13 protein-coding genes and 5 pseudogenes are annotated in these 16,992 nt (G+C 59.3%); 11 read left to right on the top strand and 7 right to left on the bottom strand.

Annotation, left to right across the window (positions count from 1 at the left end):
- Positions 1-750, top strand: a 750-nt coding sequence (locus tag BFD71_RS28250) for an MMPL family transporter (protein ID WP_176732970.1), incomplete at its 5' end; no start/stop codon positions are given.
- A 393-nt stretch (positions 751-1,143) separates the two neighbouring features.
- Here BFD71_RS28250 and BFD71_RS28245 read toward each other — a convergent pair.
- Complete coding sequence (locus BFD71_RS28245; RefSeq protein WP_176732969.1) at positions 1,144-1,794, bottom strand: TetR/AcrR family transcriptional regulator; 651 nt, start codon at positions 1,792-1,794, stop codon at positions 1,144-1,146.
- A gap of 370 nt (positions 1,795-2,164) precedes the next feature.
- On the opposite strand from BFD71_RS28245, the gene BFD71_RS39445 reads away from it, so the two are divergent.
- Positions 2,165-2,443 (top strand): helix-turn-helix domain-containing protein, encoded by a 279-nt coding sequence (locus BFD71_RS39445; RefSeq protein WP_370684320.1) that lies wholly within the window; start codon positions 2,165-2,167, stop codon positions 2,441-2,443.
- A 523-nt stretch (positions 2,444-2,966) separates the two neighbouring features.
- Here the strand turns inward: BFD71_RS39445 and BFD71_RS28240 are convergent.
- Positions 2,967-3,562: pseudogene (locus BFD71_RS28240) on the bottom strand (MFS transporter); the annotation flags it as partial.
- Between the two features lie 711 nt (positions 3,563-4,273).
- Between BFD71_RS28240 and BFD71_RS28235 the strand changes: the two are divergent.
- Positions 4,274-5,845, top strand: a complete 1,572-nt coding sequence (locus tag BFD71_RS28235; RefSeq protein ID WP_069267603.1) for a methyl-accepting chemotaxis protein — start codon at positions 4,274-4,276, stop codon at positions 5,843-5,845.
- 409 nt (positions 5,846-6,254) lie between these two features.
- The gene (locus BFD71_RS28230) at positions 6,255-6,632 is read left to right on the top strand and encodes an alpha/beta fold hydrolase (protein WP_256094952.1); all 378 of its coding nucleotides are present in this window, start codon (positions 6,255-6,257) and stop codon (positions 6,630-6,632) included.
- A gap of 281 nt (positions 6,633-6,913) precedes the next feature.
- On the opposite strand, the gene BFD71_RS28225 is transcribed toward BFD71_RS28230, so the two are convergent.
- Complete coding sequence (locus BFD71_RS28225; protein WP_069267602.1) at positions 6,914-7,609, bottom strand: ArsR/SmtB family transcription factor; 696 nt, start codon at positions 7,607-7,609, stop codon at positions 6,914-6,916.
- Positions 7,610-7,765: 156 nt separating this feature from the next.
- Between BFD71_RS28225 and BFD71_RS28220 the strand changes: the two genes are divergently transcribed.
- Entirely contained in the window at positions 7,766-8,140 is a 375-nt protein-coding gene (locus BFD71_RS28220) for a nuclear transport factor 2 family protein (protein ID WP_069267601.1), read from the top strand.
- Positions 8,141-8,513: 373 nt separating this feature from the next.
- Here BFD71_RS28220 and BFD71_RS28215 read toward each other — a convergent pair whose 3' ends face one another.
- Positions 8,514-9,434: an alpha/beta fold hydrolase gene (locus BFD71_RS28215; protein WP_069267600.1), complete on the bottom strand. Its 921-nt coding sequence runs from the start codon at positions 9,432-9,434 to the stop codon at positions 8,514-8,516.
- 100 nt (positions 9,435-9,534) lie between these two features.
- Here BFD71_RS28215 and BFD71_RS28210 point away from each other — a divergent pair, with 100 nt between their 5' ends.
- The 4 genes and pseudogenes from BFD71_RS28210 to BFD71_RS28195 all read left to right on the top strand — a co-directional run bounded on the left by BFD71_RS28210 (position 9,535) and on the right by BFD71_RS28195 (position 12,416).
- Positions 9,535-9,903, top strand: coding sequence for a MerR family transcriptional regulator (locus BFD71_RS28210; RefSeq protein ID WP_069267599.1), 369 nt, complete (start codon positions 9,535-9,537; stop codon positions 9,901-9,903).
- 233 nt (positions 9,904-10,136) lie between these two features.
- Positions 10,137-10,331: pseudogene (locus tag BFD71_RS39440) on the top strand (lipid II flippase family protein); the annotation flags it as partial.
- Between the two features lie 255 nt (positions 10,332-10,586).
- A pseudogene (locus BFD71_RS42330) lies at positions 10,587-10,826 on the top strand (cytochrome b); the annotation flags it as partial.
- 529 nt (positions 10,827-11,355) lie between these two features.
- A pseudogene (locus BFD71_RS28195) lies at positions 11,356-12,416 on the top strand (IS630 family transposase).
- A 267-nt stretch (positions 12,417-12,683) separates the two neighbouring features.
- On the opposite strand, the gene BFD71_RS28190 reads toward BFD71_RS28195, so the two are convergent.
- Together BFD71_RS28190 and BFD71_RS28185 are read right to left on the bottom strand one after the other, a co-directional pair.
- A complete protein-coding gene (locus BFD71_RS28190; RefSeq protein ID WP_069267596.1) occupies positions 12,684-13,100 on the bottom strand; it encodes a plastocyanin/azurin family copper-binding protein in 417 nt (138 codons plus the stop codon).
- Between the two features lie 174 nt (positions 13,101-13,274).
- On the bottom strand, positions 13,275-13,637 hold the full coding sequence (locus BFD71_RS28185; RefSeq protein WP_083245512.1) for a DUF2127 domain-containing protein: 363 nt from the start codon (positions 13,635-13,637) through the stop codon (positions 13,275-13,277).
- A gap of 7 nt (positions 13,638-13,644) precedes the next feature.
- On the opposite strand from BFD71_RS28185, the pseudogene BFD71_RS28180 reads away from it, so the two are divergent.
- Positions 13,645-14,529: pseudogene (locus tag BFD71_RS28180) on the top strand (efflux RND transporter permease subunit); the annotation flags it as partial.
- On the top strand, positions 14,529-14,891 hold the full coding sequence (locus BFD71_RS28175) for a copper-binding protein (protein WP_069267594.1): 363 nt from the start codon (positions 14,529-14,531) through the stop codon (positions 14,889-14,891). The pseudogene BFD71_RS28180 and the gene BFD71_RS28175, both read left to right, overlap by 1 nt.
- A 66-nt stretch (positions 14,892-14,957) precedes the next feature.
- Here the strand turns inward: BFD71_RS28175 and BFD71_RS28170 are convergent, their stop codons facing one another.
- Positions 14,958-16,940, bottom strand: coding sequence for a M48 family metallopeptidase (locus BFD71_RS28170; protein WP_069267593.1), 1,983 nt, complete (start codon positions 16,938-16,940; stop codon positions 14,958-14,960).
- Positions 16,941-16,992: the final 52 nt, after the last annotated feature.

Raw genomic sequence — 16,992 nt, 5'->3', positions numbered from 1 at the left:
CCGGACCTGATCAGCCAGACGTGCGGTACGGCGCCGGTCATTGCGTATCTGACCGACCACAAGGCGGCAACGCTCTCGCGTGTGATGGAGGTGGCCGAGGAGTTCGCGAAGGCGCACAGTGACGCGGACCACCAGTTCCTGATGGCGGCGGGCTCGGCGGGTATTGACGCGGTGACGAACGTGGTCGTTGCGAAGGCGAACCGCACGATGCTGTTCATGGTGTACGCGGCGGTGATCCTGCTGTGCTTCATCACGTTCCGCAGCTGGCGCGCGGGGGTGGTGGCGGTCGTTCCGCTCGGCATTACGTCGGTGCTGTGCGAGGCGCTCATGGTCAAGCTGGGTATTGGCGTGAAGGTGGCGACGCTGCCGGTGATTGCGCTGGGGGTGGGGATCGGCGTGGACTACGCGCTGTACCTGCTGAGCGTGCAGCTCGCGTACCAGCGCACAGGGCAGCCGCTGAAGGTGGCCTACCGCCACGCGGTGCAGTTCACGGGCAAGGTGGTGGCGCTGGTCGGTGTGACACTGGCCGCGGGGGTGGTGACGTGGGCGTTCTCGCCGATCAAGTTTCAGGCCGATATGGGCATCCTGCTTACGTTCATGTTCCTGTGGAACATGATCGGTGCGCTGATCCTGATCCCGGCGCTGTCGCATTTCCTGCTGCAGGGAATCTCCCGAAAGGCTGAGGCGAAAGCTGCAGCCGGCACAGCAGGCTTGGAACCATGCGATGTGGACACCGCTCTCCGCTCATAGTGGCGAGGATGTCGGTGCTAAAAGTGCATTGCGGCAAGCCGGTAGTCTATCTTGCTCGACTCTGTCGGACGGCCACCGGCATCACCTTGGGCGAGACAGGCTTCGCTGCCGGCGAAATGCATACAAAAATGTCGGACGCGCGGCATCGTGCCAGTCCGCTAACACGACACGACAACGTAACATCAGTCGTGCCGGCGGACGTTTGCTCGACAGTGGGATGCTTCGAAGCGTTCGTACCGCTGCGAAGGAAGGACCGCCGCCGACCATTTATGCTCTCGACCACTCCATCGGTCATTCGAACGGAACGATGGTTCCGGTTAGCGGGCACCAACAAAGTAAATCATCCGCCGTGTTGTGCCAAGGGTAGCCATCAGCGGAGCCAATAAACAAGCATCAATCGCTGGAAAGCGCTCGATGCATTACCAGCGCGAATTCGTCCAAGATGGCTTCATATTCACTGACTGTATCGGTGCTGTCTGCCAGATATGCTACTCGGTCGAGTGTGAGCAGCAGCACTGCCAAACGCAATTGGGCGCGCTCGCGTTCCGCACTCGGGAATCGGGCCATGAACGTCTCCAATTGCGCTGTCAGCGTCATGGTATCGGGAAGGATTGCGCGACGCAGTTCGCCATCGGTCAATGTCGCTTCCCAATAAGCGTCGCAAAGCAGGTGCATGCGCTTCCACATGGCGATGTAGCCATTGAGCCACTCGCGAATGTCCTGAAGCGTACTAACTTTCTCGAGCTTGGTCGTCTGAGATTTGACAGCAGCATACAGTTCGCGCTGAATAATTGCCGCCAATTCCGCCTTACTTTTGAAGTGACGATAGAAGGTCGTTGCGGTTGTGCCCGCAACTCGGACGATGTCGTTCACCGAGGTGGCACGGTATCCATTTTTTTTGAATAGGCTCTCCGCTGCCGCGGTTATTCGAGCATTTGTCATACGGCGGTGCTCGTCGCGAAGCGAACTCACACTCGTGTCCTTCAAGTGGACTTTTTTCTCGCTCGCGGTCTTTGTCGACCGTCGACGTTCCGTGGTTTTCAATGTGACGTTCCCTGATTCGGCAACTTTAGAAATCCTATAACTTACAGAGGTTTGCAGAACCTCCGATCCTCGACGGCTAGATTCGAGCTTCCCGGTGGATGGTAACAGCAAACGAAGGCGCTGGTAGTTCACCTCACGTGGGCGGACAGCGCGATCGTCTTCACTTGACTCAACGGTTGGTCGAGTATACATTACGTTAATGGCGTTAACACTTTGTTATTGATATTAACGCGCCTGCGCATGGGATAGCGAGTGATGGACACTACCGCGGCAAGAAAGGTAACGAAAAGGCGACCGGGCGCACCTGGCGCTGACTGAGCGTAGCGAATGCAGCGATCACAATGCCCCGATCTCGGGTGAGGAGACGGAAGTGCCCGCAGACCGAACTGTCAGGGGGCCACGTTCGTTGGCCCGGATTCTTGCGCTGTTCGCGCTCTTGGCACGCGCGCCGGATGGCATGTCTCTGGGCGAGCTTAGTTTCGCGCTCAAATCGCCAAAAAGCAGTCTGTGGTACTTGCTACGTCCGCTGGTCGCGGAAGGGTATTTAACGCACGCTTCAGACCGATATCATTTGGGACCGTCAATCTTTCGACTCTCGTCGAGAGTCATATCAGCGAACATTGATTCGCCGGTGCCTGACGCGCGATGATTCGGCGCACGCAAGCGTAAGCGCGCCGGCATCGTCGCGATGGAGCGTATTCAGGCGTTTTGCGCCACCGTTGATGCGGCAACAAAATGAAAATGTTCTGCGCGGGAACTTGAGGAAAGTCTTCGCAACGACTTTCGGTGCCGGAGGTGCTTACCGCCGAGTACAGATTCGGTATCCGCGTCGAACGAAGTGAGTTTGGACCGTCTGCGGTCTTCGCCTGGGACGTTACGGCGACATATAGTGACATCGGCAACGCACTGCCATAAACCGGGCTGTGCCGCCCTTCGAAACCTGGTCAAAGCGGGGATGGCCATGTAGCGCGCCACTCGCCTGCGCTTATCGTCTCAGTAACCGTTGCTAGCTCATTCTCGCGTCCGCACTGCGGCGTGCACTCATCGAATGTAGCCAAGCCGGACTGGTCCTTGCGGCCCTGCGCGAACCGGATGATCGAGGCGATCTTTCACGATGCCTCAATTCAGTATGTTCGCACCACAAGCCTTAGCCGAAGGATTCAGCCCTCTGATCATACGTTCGTTTTTGCAATGCTCTCCTGCAAGGGACTACTATCGAGCGCAAGCGGCTCGATCTTCCCGACAAGAAACAGATAGCTACACGCGCTGGCAGGCAGAACACTCCTGCCGCGCAGAGAGGAATGGTGAACGATCCGTTTGTCAACGCCAGCACGGCACCCGTGAATGTCGTTATGACGATTCTAGCGAGATTCGACGCGAAGTTCTGGATACCGCCGATCGAACCGACATGGTCGGGGGTCGGTGCAACGTCGCCGGGCAGAGACCAGATGCACGGTGCGGCAAAGCCGAGGCTCCCATAGGCGATCGAGAAGAAGGTCAGCACCAGGTACAGGTTGCTCGTGAACGCCGAAAGCGTGATGACCGAAGACAGTAGCATGCCGCCTACCATGCAAGTTTTTCGTGCTGCGGTAAGGCTCCAGCCGCGGCGATACAATGCGTCGGAGATGTAGTCACCGACCGAGTCGCCGGGAATCGAGACGGGCGCGGGAATCATGCCGAGCGTGCCGAGCGATTTGAGCGAGAAGCCATGAGCCTCTACGAGATAGCTCGGAAAACAGGTGATGAAGAAGTAAATGACGAAGTTCAGCTGACACCGGACGCTACCAGAAAGGCGATTGTTTAATTCCTGGCAATGTGACCCAGACGAGTTATGATGAACTTGTCAGAGGACCGACAAAGCCACGCCCTGTTTTGGCGGCTCGGTCTCGTGGCGTTTTATGCGGAGCAAGGGCGGCGAGCTGATCCGTAAATCAGCTCGTCGAGAGGGCCCGGCGCATCATGCACCCACAACAGGTCTCCAGGCCTTCCGCCGGGGAGGGTTGTGCGGACGGCGATGTCTTCATATACGAGCGTCTGGCACGTAGAGCTGTAATCACCCAACACTTGACGAGCGGTCGATGCGCGACGACGAACGTGCTTTCACACGTTGCCGAAATTGGGCATGCGAAAGTTCGCATGACGGCCAGTAATGGGCCATTAAACAAGCTTTCGTGTTTATGAATATCTCGTTACGAAACACGTACAAATCTGCGTAGCGTTAGATAAATCGTCAAATGTATTTGTCTGATAAATTCAGTTTTAACGATAAATAATAATGTCGATAGAATAAATCAACATTCAGACAACGTTTGCGGATTGAGCATGGGGGCTAATCTGGACTTCAGTTCTGTATGTCCGTCGCCGTAAGTGTATATGCGGAGCGCATTAGGGGGCGTGGGCGCATACCGTTATCTGACAAGGGCATCGCGAGTGCGATCGCCTGCATTTACGTGCCCCTCCGATGAAATGGAAGTGAAAGATGACTCTGAATACACTGTCCGTGAAGTCAAAGCTTACGGGGGCTTTCGGAATTCTGGCCGTCATCGTGCTGACCGTGTCAGGCCTGTCGCTGATGCAATTGAACGAGGCAAACGACCGATTTTCTGGGTATATCAGCGGTATCAAGGCACGCGCCGACATGGCAGAAGCGGTTCGCACCGCCGTGGACGATCGAGCCATCGCGGTGCGCAACCTGGTGCTGGTCACGGCACCTGCCGACGTCGATCTGGAAAAGGCCGCTGTCCTCGATGCGGAACACAGAGTTGAAGCTAACCTGGAAAAGTTCAATGCCATGGTCGCAGGCGCTTCCGACATGAGTGACAAGGCACGCAGTCTCGCGGCAGAACTTCCGCGTATCGAATCGCTTTACCGTCCCGTCGCTCTGGAGATTGACCGGCTGGCCGTGAACAACCAGCGCGACGCAGCGATTGCAGACATCGACACCAAATGCAGGCCGTTGCTGTCGGCCTTGATCAAGGCCTCCAACGACTATGCGGACTTTACGCGTCAGCGGGCCGCACAAATGGTCGAGCAATCGCAGGCTCAATTCACGAGCCAGCGAAACCTTCTGATTGTCATCAGCCTGGCTGCGGTCGCGATGGCCGTCGTGGCGGGTCTCGTCATCACGCGCGGGCTGCTGCGGGCCCTGGGCGCAGAGCCGGTGGAACTGGGTGAGGTCACACAGCGTGTCGCCAGCGGCGACCTGAGTCCGGTGCCAGGCGCGAAGGATGCGCCGGCCGGAAGCGTGCTCGCGTCGATGGGAGAAATGCAGGCCAGTCTCGTTCGCCTGATTGGTCAGGTTCGTACTTCCGCTGACAGCATCGCGACCGGCTCGAGCCAGATCGCGTCGGGCAATACGGATCTGTCTTCGCGCACGGAAGAACAGGCAGCGTCGCTGCAGGAAACCGCTGCGAGCATGGAAGAGCTGACGTCGACGGTGAAGCAGAATGCCGAGAACGCGCAGCAAGCAAGCTCGCTCTCGGCCAACGCATCCGAAGTGGCGGGGCGGGGTAATCAAGTTGTGGGCAAGGTAGTCGACACGATGAGCGAGATCAGCACGAGTTCTACTCGGATCGCGGATATCACCGGGATCATCGAAGGGATCGCGTTCCAAACCAACATCCTTGCGTTGAATGCCGCCGTTGAGGCAGCCCGCGCAGGCGAGCAGGGACGTGGATTCGCAGTGGTGGCGAGCGAAGTGCGCAGCCTCGCCCAGCGTTCGTCCAGTGCGGCCAAGGAGATCAAGGATCTCATCAACGCGTCCGTTCAGATGATCCATGACGGCTCATCGCTTGCCCACGAGGCCGGAAAGACGATGGCGGAGGTGACGCAGGCCGTGGCGCGGGTGACCGACATCATGGGGGAAATAGCAGCAGCGTCGACGGAGCAGAGCCGCGGGATCGAGCAGGTCAATCAGGCGATCACGCAGATGGACGAAGTGACGCAGCAGAATGCCGCGCTCGTCGAGGAAGCGGCGGCCGCGTCGAAGTCGCTTGAGGATCAGGGCCAGCAACTGAACCAGGCTGTTGCGTTCTTTCGGCTGGTTGCCTAGGCTAAAAGATGGCCGCTTGAAATCCATCCGGACGCCGGTTGGTTGGATGACGAACCGTCAACGCCTCCCATACTGTTTCCGCTGCCTGGTACTCAACGATGCCGACGTGTCCGCGCTGCGCTGGAAGAGGGAGTGGCTCGATCCAACAGCGGACTATTGCCAGGCACATCACATCTTGCTCGAGACGATACCAGCATCTTGCTTTACGCAATGCCGCCAACTTCGCTACCGCTCTTAAAACGGCGCTTACCTTGTCGCAGACGATCCTCGCGTCAAGGCGTTTGCGACGATCGCTGCATTCCTGCCAGACCCCGAGTTAAACGAACGTCTTGTCGGCACGGCGGAAATTGCGCGGCGTCGCGCGGCGGCAGCGGAGGCGAAGCTGAGATTCCAGCGGAGCGGAGAGCAGGTGACGGTGCCGACCTACAGCGTGGATGATCCGAGCGCCCTGAATTACAACCCGAAGGGAAACTACGACGACTACTTCAACAAGGCGCGCGGCGGCGTCCCAGAGTGGAAGAACGAGTTCGCCGTGATGTCGCACGGGCCCTGGTTGGACTTCGACCCGATGAGCAAGGCGCAGGCCATTAAAGTTCCGACGATCATGGTTCACTCCGACGGATGCGCCTTCCCTGAGCAGGCCAGGAAGTTCTACAGCTCGCTCCGGGGGGCAGTGAAGGAATTGGCGTGGGGGGATGGTACTCATTTCGACTATTACGATCAACCGGCGCAGATCGACTTTGCGGTAAAGGACGTTGCCGCCTTCCTCCACAAACATCTGTCTTAGGGGTGTGCTATGACAGGGGCGAGGCTACCGACGAGATCAAGGCTCCGAGCGACTGATCGCCAGCGTCAAAGTGCGACGGCTGGATGCTCACGCTCAATCGACCAAACGGTCGTTTGCCTACGTGTTCCTCGTGCAGAGTCCCCCTTCGGGAGGCGACGAGTTCAGGATCGCGGATGTCGCTGAAGGGTCGAACTGAGCCGTCCAAGGCCGGCGCCAGCCGGCCAGTTTCGATCATTGGACACGGAAGCCGGAATTGTCAACAATATGACAGTACACAAAGATCATGCGAGTTCCAGAAGCTTCCGAAACATCTCGTTTCCCTTTGGCGTGACGCTGACGAGACGAGATTTGGGTGAGCGCACGAGCCAGCTTTGATCAATGTAGAGGTTGAGCATGTGCGCCCCCAGTGCACCACCGAGATGGGGGCGCCGTTGCGTAAGATCGGCACAGGGGCGTGCAAACACGCGACGTTCATCTCGCGCCGAATCAAAGTCAACGCCAAGCGCGCGCAGCTGATGCTCACCGAGCCGGGTGGCGACCAGTTCGGCATCCTTGCGTCGTAACCAGCGCGCCTTCTGCATGGAGGCAAGTATGCTCACCGCGATCTCCCCGGCCAAGTGGTCGTAGCAGGTTCGGGCACGCATGAATGCCTCGGTCGACGAACGCGTTGACGGAAGGCACTGTGGCAGGCCTGGCTCCGTTCCCGAAGCGAGGGCGGCCATGCTCTCGATCATGCAGGCGACCTCGGCATTGGCGATCCGAAAGTAGCGATGACGCCCCTGTGCCTCGACGGCCAGCAGGCCGCCATGGACCAGCTTCATCAGATGCGCGCTGCACGATTGTGCCGAGATGCCCGCCTGATACGCCAATTCGCCCGCCGCGCGAACTGATCCATCGATCAATGTCCACACGATCCTGGTGCGCGCCACGTCAGCCAGGAGTTTGGCAACCCGCGGAATATCCGGTGTATCGTCCATAGTTCACCGTCTGATGAAACGTTGTCGAGTTCGATTCGTGGATACTAGCACTCTCGTCCAACGCGGACTCGCCCCGTAGTCTGATCGAGTCCGCGCGGGATTGGGCTCGTAGCGGCACACGAAACAACACTTCACTCATGCAGGAAGGCACGCGACATGGAAATTGCCAACATTCAACAAGCTTTGCAAATTTACTTCGACGTCATGTATGAATGCGATCTGGAGAAATTTGACTTGGTATTTCACCCAGCCAGTTCCCTCTTCACGATGAAAGACGGTGAGTTCAACCTGCGTCCATGTGCCCAGTATCGCGCGGAGATTGCTACCCGCAAGCCGCCGAAGAGCATGTTGCAACCGCGCGTGGATGACATTCTGCAGATCGGTGTCCTGTCTTCGGAGATTGCGTTCGCACAGGTTCGCGTTCGCATCTTCGAGAAGATCTTCGTCGATAATCTCAATCTGCTGAAGTTCGAAGGACGTTGGATGATTGTCGCAAAAATCTTTCACCACGCTGAGACGGTCATGGCCTAGCAGAGAAGGTCGCGGCTAGCCCGAATCTGGCGGCAAGCCAGCCGTGTCGGTCGACTGGTTGTGGCCGATCGGCGATACGTCCTCACTCCGTATTGTATTGGTCTTGAACTGAGGCTCGTTGCCTCCACCAGCATTACACCGGCTTCAACGGTACCACGGGCCTCTCCTTCACCCCAAGGCGCCCGGCCTGTCCCTCGCGGGCGTCCGGTTGGTCATCCCTGACCACGCCAGGAACGGACCTTTACATAGCACCACCGATTGGCCGTTCTCCATGGACGTTGCGACACTCAATCCGCAGCGAGATTGCCGAGAAAAATTGAAGCGCACGATCCCGGACGCAGGAAGCCGGTTTTGCGAACCGGCTGACCGCGAGCTAGTGGGCCTTCAAGAATGCGGCGATGAGCTCGGCGATCTCTCGCGGTGCATCCTCGAAGCAGTAATGGCCGACTCCCGCGAGCCGGTGAATCGGCGCCATGGGAAAGATCTCGCTGAACAGCGGCAGAAAATGTTCAGCTGCCAGCGTGCGATCGGCCTCGCCCCAAATTGCGAGCGCTGGTTTTGAACGAATCGTGTCGAGTGCCGTAGCATCTGGCATTTCGAAACGATGTGCCCCTGTCGCGAAACCCTTTGCCCAGCCTATCGCGCCAGCACTGTCAGTTGGCACGGTGAATCGCGAGCCGTACGCACGCAGCCACGTATCGTCGATACGCGCGTGGTTTTCGAAGCCGTTGAGCTTCAAGGTACTCAGGATATTGAAGCCGAGTTCGCCCAGCACGGATTCGAGACGGCCTTGCGAATCAGCGCGGATGATCCATTGGAACCAGGGTGAGACTGCAGCATTTGCGTTCAGCCGGTCGAATAACGTGCTTTGGCCGAACGGCGTCGGGCCGTTCGTGCTGACGATTCGGCGAATGCGGGCGGGATGCCGTGCGGCGAGTCCCATGCCGACGGGGCCGCCGAAGTCGTGCATGACGAGAGTGATATCGCTTAAGTCTAGGGCGAGCACGAACTTTTCAATGTTGGCGATATGATCCTGCAGCCAGTACGTCCGATGTTCCGGCGTTTCGCTCTTGCCGAATCCCATGTGATCGGGTGCGATCACACGGTAGTCGCCCGCGAGTGCGGCGATCAGATCACGAAACAGATAGCCCCATGTCGGTTCCCCGTGAATGCACAGGACAACATCGCCATCAGCGGGTCCCTCATCAACGTAATGCATGCGAAAGCCGCCAACGTTGCTGAAGCGCGGCGCGAACGGAAACGTTCCGTTAAACGTGTCATTCGATGGTGTCATTAGAGCTCCCTGACGAATGGAACGTCGCACAATCCGACGGTCGAAAGAGGTTAAACTTTGACACCGCTGTCAAGGTCAAGCGTATCTTTCGGGAGAGGTCATGCGTATCGGAGAGCTGGCTCGCCGCACCGGCGTCAGTGAGCGGATGCTGCGGTATTACGAACACGAAGGTCTGCTGAGGCCGAAGAGGACCGATTCGGGCTATCGCGATTACGGCTCCAACGAAGTAGACGCAGCACAGCGCATTCGCATGCTCAGCGCGGCAGGACTGAAGATCAGCAGCATCCGGCTGTTGCTGCCTTGCGTACTCGGCGAAAAACCTGTGTTTCATCCATGCGTTCAAGCGCGCGCGTTGCTGCGCGGCGAAGTGGAAAGGCTCGACACCCGGCTGCGCGAACTCAGTGAAACGCGAGAAGTCGTCGCGAGGCTGCTCAATGCGGTCGACACCAACGAGACATTGCCGCTCTAGCCGTTGCGTCGGCTTGAGCATTGACGCAGTGCCCCTTGGCGAGGCCCATCAAGTTGGCATTGGTGATACCGGATTCGGGAGCAAATGCTTTGGATTGCCCTTCAAGAAGTCTCGAATGTGATCTTCGGCAACCGGCCATTTCCGGTCAAACAATCAGTGAGCGAAAATTGCCGACAATCGGACCGGGGTGTACTCCGGTAGATTTTGGTTCTTGCCAACCTCGCGGCGACAACATGGACACGCAGCTTTTGGTCATATGCGGGCTTACATTCGTAATCCATGTGATTGCAACGCTTGCGTATGCGGTGCGGATTGCCGGTGTTCGCACGGGCCGCATCGCCGTGTCGTTTTCTCTATTCGGGATCGTTGCCTTGGTTTCCCGGACGGCAAATTCCTTTCAGGGGCCAAGTTCAGCGGAGCAATGCCAAGCGTGGTGGCGGCGAGCACGAGCGCATCATGACATCTATCATGATGTTTCTCCTCGAGAACCTGATGAGATCGCATCTGCATTTCGGCTCCGCTATAAGAACGTAAGTTGACTTCGAAATATTCCGCGACCGGATCGGGGCACTCGGTATGGCCAAGATCGCCGCGAACGATTTTCTACCCCACCGTTTTCGGCATTGCATGAATGCCTCAGCCGGCTTCTCGTTCGGCACGCCGATACCCGCGCATTGCATGTGCTGACCGTGTTCGCGCTCGCCGTGGTGCGCATGCTCTGGCGCGCGAGCCATGCGGCGCCTCCGCTACCTGCCGGCATCTGCGCCTGGCAGCGCATCGTGGCGCATGTTGTGCGTCTGCTGTACTACGTGCTGATGCTCGCGGTCCCGGTCAATGGCTAGCTCTACAGCCTGGCGGCCAACGTGCCGGCCGTCTATCTGGGCTTGATTCCGCTGCCGCGCATCATCGAGCCTGATCCCGTGAAGAGGGTGTCGCTGTGACGCCTGATACTGCGGCCCTTGCATCGAGCTTTGTGGTGCACGCTAGCCTGCTTACGCCGTCCGACACGGCGGCGCGTTGCCAATTGCCCTGGTCGCAATTCTGCACCTGCATCCACGTGGATGGGGCGATTACTGCTCGTCATCATCCCCATGGTGATGTTTGTACCACCCACGATGACGGCCGTTATCATGCCAGCGACGTCGCTCCCAGTTGTCGCCCGAATATCCGTATCCGTATGCGGGCGCATAGACGATCGGGGGCGATTCGTAGATTACCGGTGGCGGGACCAGGTACACAGCGACCGGAGCACCGAGATAGACGCTGACATAGGCGTGCGCTGATGCTGCAGCAGAAAAGCATGCAGCGCAGACGCCAAGTGCAGAAAAAGCCATTGTGTGATTCACGATGCTCGCCCCTTCAGTCAGGTTATGCCGCCTCGCAGGGACAGCGTGTCTCGTATTGATAGCCTAGTCCATTGCGTCATTGAAAAAGCCCCTTATTTGGTATTCAATGAAACGCATGGAAAAGATGAATTTGACCACGCTTGAGCGCAAACAATTGCTGTCAGCAACTCGTAGCCAAACGGTGCGCGCAGCGGACGCGCGGCGTGCACGGCTGATCTTGATGCTTGATGAAGGCGAAGCACGTGAGGCGATCATGCAGCGGCTGCGATGTGGCTCGCGCTTCATTCCCGTTGGTCGAGTCGGTTTTTGGCGGAGCGGTTGGCAGGCCTGTACGCGCGCCATCCGGGACGAGTTCCTGTGCATCCGCCTGAAAAGCTCGAGGCGCGGGTTCTGAATCTCACGCTTAAGCACCGGCCCTCGGACGGCTCGACGCATTGGAGCAGCTATAAGCTTGCGGCGGCTCTGGGCGATGTAGGCGCCTCGACGGTACAGCGCATCTGGCGCAAGCACGGCGTGCGCCCCCATCGACTCGATACGCACATGGTCTCAAACGGCGCTGACTTCGAGACCAAGGCTGCAGACGTCATCGGCCTGTATCTGAACCCGCCCGCACATGCGGTGGTGTTCTGCGTGGACGAGAAGACGGCAATTCAAGCTCTGGATCGTAAAGATCGGATGCTACCGCTGTCGCCTGGGCGCGCCGAGAGCCATGGCTTCGAATACAAACGTAACGGCACGCTTAGCCTGTTCGCTGCGCTCAATACGGCAATCGGAGAAGTCATCGGCAAGACCGCACCGCGCCATACCAGCGAACAGTTCGTGGCCTTCCTCACCGACGTTATCGCCAGCCAGCGGCCCAAACAAGAGATTCATGTGATCTGCGACAACGTCAGCAGCCACAAGACACCGCGCGTGCACAAATTCTTGCGACAACACCGCAACGTGCGGTTGCATTACACGCCAACCTATACCTCTTGGCTGAAGCAGGTGGCAAACTGGTTCTCTCGCATCCAGCGCGATGTAATTGCGCGAGGCATCTTCACCACGGTGAAGAATTTGGACCGCAAGCTGATGCGCTACATCCGCGAGCACAACAAGAATCCCAAGCCGATCAAATGGAAATACGATGATCCATCACGACGAATTCGACCAGTGCCATTTCAATGACGCAGTCGACTAGGTGTGAACCCAAGAGTCAGGTGATAGCGCGCAGTCTCCGCCATAACCATCTGTAAATCGCTTGCACTTGATTATTCCGCGCAAAGCCAAACGCGCGTCATAGATGGCCGAGGCATCGCCAAATGAGTACCTGCGCGGCACCACAGGAAACTCGAAGCGTCTTGGACGCTCGTGTTCGAGCAGCACTTTTGCTGCTCTTTCCGCCGAGTACAGTCGAACTGCGCGATTTGGACCGCTCTGGACGTTGGCATCAACCTACGGTGTCACGACAAGCTCCGTATGCATTCCCGCAGCGTAGTGTCCCGGCTTGTTGCAGATCAGCGCGTAGTGGCCCGGCGCAAGTCTGAATGAAACGCGCTTGCTCTTGCCCGGGGCAATACCTTCAACTTCGCCAATCTTGTTTAGCCTGCGCTCAAGCACTTCTCCCTTGCTGACGGGGAGTGCATCGTCCGCGAGATCCGTCTTGAGCACGACGAGTTCGTGTTCCATGCTGTTATCCGCAGCATTCCTGACTTCAAGCGTGATCCGACCCGCCTTCACGTTGTGCGTCCCGAGCTGGATCGAGTTCGACAGCAATGTCGCGTTGACGGTTTGTTCGGCCCAGCTTGCATGCGATGTCATCCCTAGTGTGATCACACCGGCGAGGATAATGAATCTACAAGTGGCACACATGATCGCCTCCTTTGTATCGACATATCGTGCGTGCCTCGCGTCGGGCGATTGCCGAGCGCGATATTTTGAGTGCGCAAATGTCCCTTCCTGTGCGAGGACATGAATGCTCTCTGCGGCGCGCGATATATGCAGTAAACGTGGACGGTGGCAGGCCTATTCCGGGCGTGGCCCCCGTCACGAATCCGGGATGGTGATCTTGCGGTTGTCTCGAAGATACCGGTACTCGTGCCATGTGAGGGCGATGACGACGACGTCCAATGCCGTTACCAGCAGCACCCAGACCGAATGGGTGTACGTGAAGCGGTAGGCCTGGTAGGCAATGAACAGCGCGAAGACGACAATCGAGACAGGAAAGTACCGGAGTCTCTCACGCAACAAGCCAGCCACGAGCCAGAGCTTCACCACACCGTGTGCAAGCAGGTAAATCCCGGCGAATCTCTGGGCATCGACGGACAGGTGTTGCACCGTGTGAAGCAGAATATTTGCCACCAGATCGTGCGGATCTTCGGCGAACTCATCCCGGGTGACCCACAGCACAAGCGCGAGGAAATACCGCTACTCGCTCGGGAAACTGCGCCAGTTGCCCGTGGTCACGGACCGGGGCGCACAAATCCAGCGCGGCGACGTAGCCGACATCAGGATTGCCGATGGGCCGCCCTCAATTCGCAGCGAGAACGCACGGCTTTCGGGCTATGTCTACGTCGATATACGGAACGTGGACCTGCAGTCCGCGGTGAAAGCAATGCAGCAGGCCGTGGCGGCAAAGGTCACGCTTCCGCCCGGGTACTCGATTACGTGGTCGGGCCAGTTCGAGTATCTCGAGCGCGCGGAGGCCAAGTTGCGAACCGTCATTCCCGTGACGCTCGTGGTCATCTTCGTACTGCTGTTCCTCACGTTCAACTCGGCCGCGGACGCGCTCCTCCTGATGTCGACGGTGCCATTCGCGCTGGTCGGCGGATTCGGGTTCATCTGGATACTGGGTCATGCAGTATCGGTCGCGACATCCGTGGGATTCATCGCGCTCACCGGTGTAGCAGCTGAGTTCGGCGTCGTCATGCTGCTCTATCTGAAGGGCGCGCTCAACCGGCGACTCGAACTCGGTGAGCCTCTTGACGAGGCCACGTTGCTCGAAGCAATTCGCGAAGGCGCGGTACTGCGCGTGCGGCCGAAAGCGATGACAGTTGCCGTCGTACTAGCCGGCCTTATCCCCATCATGGTCGGCCATGGCGCTGGCTCCGAAGTGATGCAGCGCATTGCCGCGCCCGTGGTTGGCGGGATGGTGACCGCGCCCATCCTCTCGATGTTTGTCATTCCCGCAGCCTGGCTCCTGTTGCAGCGCCGTCGCGTTGCGCGAAGCCGGGACGCGCGGTTTTCCCACGCAGTACCGTCCAGCGCGAAAGTGCCATCAACCGAAACTGGAGAAGTTTAATGAAGAAGATGATTGTTGCGTTTTCAGCTATCGCGGCCATTGTGGCTGCACCCGCGTTCGCAGGTGACGACATGGCCGGCATGAGTATGTCCGGGAAGCCTTCGGCGACGAAGACATCAGCCAGTACAGCCCTGACTGATGCAGAGGTCAAGAACGTCGATACCGCCACGGGTATGGTCACGCTGAGTCACGGCGCACTGGAGAACGTCGGCATGCCGCCGATGACCATGGCGTTCAAGGCGAAGGATGCAGCGATGGCCAGGCAGGTTCACGAAGGCGACAAGGTCAAGGTGCGCGTTGAAAACGTCAACGGCACGATGACTATCGTGATGTTGGAAAAGCGTTCCGGCACGCAGCGCTGACACGCTGGCACGGTTTGCATCTCCCCCGATTGCATGTCCAGCGTTTGATTCTCCTGGTAGCATCGGTCACAGACCCCTGGATGACATCTCGTTCATTGCCCCTTGCGCGTCCGCCGCGACGAGCGGCGGTAGCGGGCAGTCGAGCGTATCGCAAATGGCGCGGAGTAACTCCGATTCACGGACGGTGACCCGTTGGTCCGCCACAATGCAGGCTGCACAGGCGACGACGATCTGGCGCTTGATGGCCGGGATGGATTGATTGAGCACTTGCAGCGCCGCGTCGAACCCGGCGAGGGAGCATTCCTCGCGGAGCGGCAAGCGGGGGGGGTGGTCGCCGCCAATGAAACCGCGCATGCCCGTGTCGAACGCCCGGGCTGCCAGGTCGGGTTCAGGCTGGCCTTCCCAGGCCAATAGCGCCAACACCGTCGCAACCGAGTGTGTCAGTTTTTGCGCCGAGCTGTGTACTGGTCGCGTCTGACGCTGGGGCAGAAACTGGGCGTCGAGATGCCGATGCAGCACGCAGCGCAGCGTGTACTCGAACAGGCTCAGCCGCTTGTCGGCACTTATAAGTACCTCCACCTGAGCGCGGAACGCCTGGTGCTGCCGGGACGACATCTGCCGCAGCGCTGGCAGGGCCAGGTCCAGGAGGGGCAATCGATGTGTGTCCGCCAGATGCTGGGCAGGGGCGACGAGCCGCAAGGTTTCGGCGAAGTCCTGCGGCTCGGCGCCAGTCCTCAGACCGCTCAGCTGGCGTTCCCGCAGGTCCGCCCGCGGGTCCATGAGAAGGGCGTAGACCAGGGCGCGTGCACTGAAAGGTTCCCGGGCGGCGAGCCGGAGCACGTCTGGCATATCGTCGTGTAGCCCCTGGGCGAAGTTAATCAGTTCCGGATCGAGGTGGCCGACGCGGGACGCTGTCTCGTCGGCGAGCTCCAGGACGGACAGCGGCACCTGCGGAAGCCCCGGTAACGTCGGTGCCGCGGCGAACGGCGGGACGCGGCCGGGGCGGGGGCGGGGACCTTCGAGTTCTTCCCGATCGACACCGACCGGCTGCACCTCCGGGAACTGGCCGTCGAACTGGGGATCGAGTTGGCGGATGCGCTCGACCAGGGGGGGATGGGTGGCAAGCAGTCCGGCGAGCCCTTTGCCGGCGAAGGCGTTGGCGAAAAACAAGTGACCGGCTTCGGCGGCCTGGGGGTTCTCGATGCGTGACCCTTCGGTCAGCCCGCCGATCTTCTTGAGCGCCCCGCCAATGCCGTCGGGGTTGCGCGTGAACTGGACGGCACTGGCGTCAGCAAGGTACTCGCGCTGCCGGGACACTGCTGCCATGATCAGCCGGCCGAAGAACGCTCCCACCAGTCCTAGCACAAACACGCCCAGGCCCAGCAACATCATGCCGCCCTGGGAGTCGCGCCGTCCCGACGAGCGGCCGCGGGATGCGAACATGAGGCTGCGCCCGATGATGGACAACGCCATGATCCCGAAGATCAGGCCGATCAGCCGGATATTGAGCCGCATGTCGCCGTTGAGGATGTGGCTGAACTCGTGGGCAACCACGCCCTGCAGCTCGTCGCGGGTCAGGTAGTTGAGGCAGCCCTGGGAGACGGCGACCACGGCATCGCCGGGCGCATAGCCGGCCGCGAAGGCATTGATGCCGGGCTCGTCCAGAATATAAACGGGGGGCACCGGCACGCCCGCGGCGAGGGCCATTTCCTCGACGACGTTGAGCAGCCGCTTCTGTCGCGCGTCGGTGGTCGTGCCTGGCACCTCGACACCGCCCAGCATCAGGGCCACGGCCTGGCCGCCGGACGCGAGCTGCGTCACCTTGAACGCGCTGGCACCGCCCACCACGAGGCCCACCCCCAGCGCAGCAAGCAGAAGCAGCTCCGGTTGCCACCAGGGCACCGGCGCGTGGGCGTCATACATGCTGAACCCCACCAGCAGCCCGTACACCAGCGCAACCAGGATCAGGACCGCCAGTGCAAAATAGACTCCGAGCTGGAGGGTCTTGCGTCGTGCTGAATCCTGCTGCTCAAAGAAGTTGGTGGCCATGGTCGGCGCGCCTATGAGAGCATGAAGCGTACGGAGCCATGGCGGTTCCGGG

The organism is Paraburkholderia nodosa (assembly GCF_001718195.1).
Classification (GTDB): domain Bacteria; phylum Pseudomonadota; class Gammaproteobacteria; order Burkholderiales; family Burkholderiaceae; genus Paraburkholderia; species Paraburkholderia nodosa_A.
This window is presented reverse-complemented; position numbering and strand designations above follow the sequence as displayed.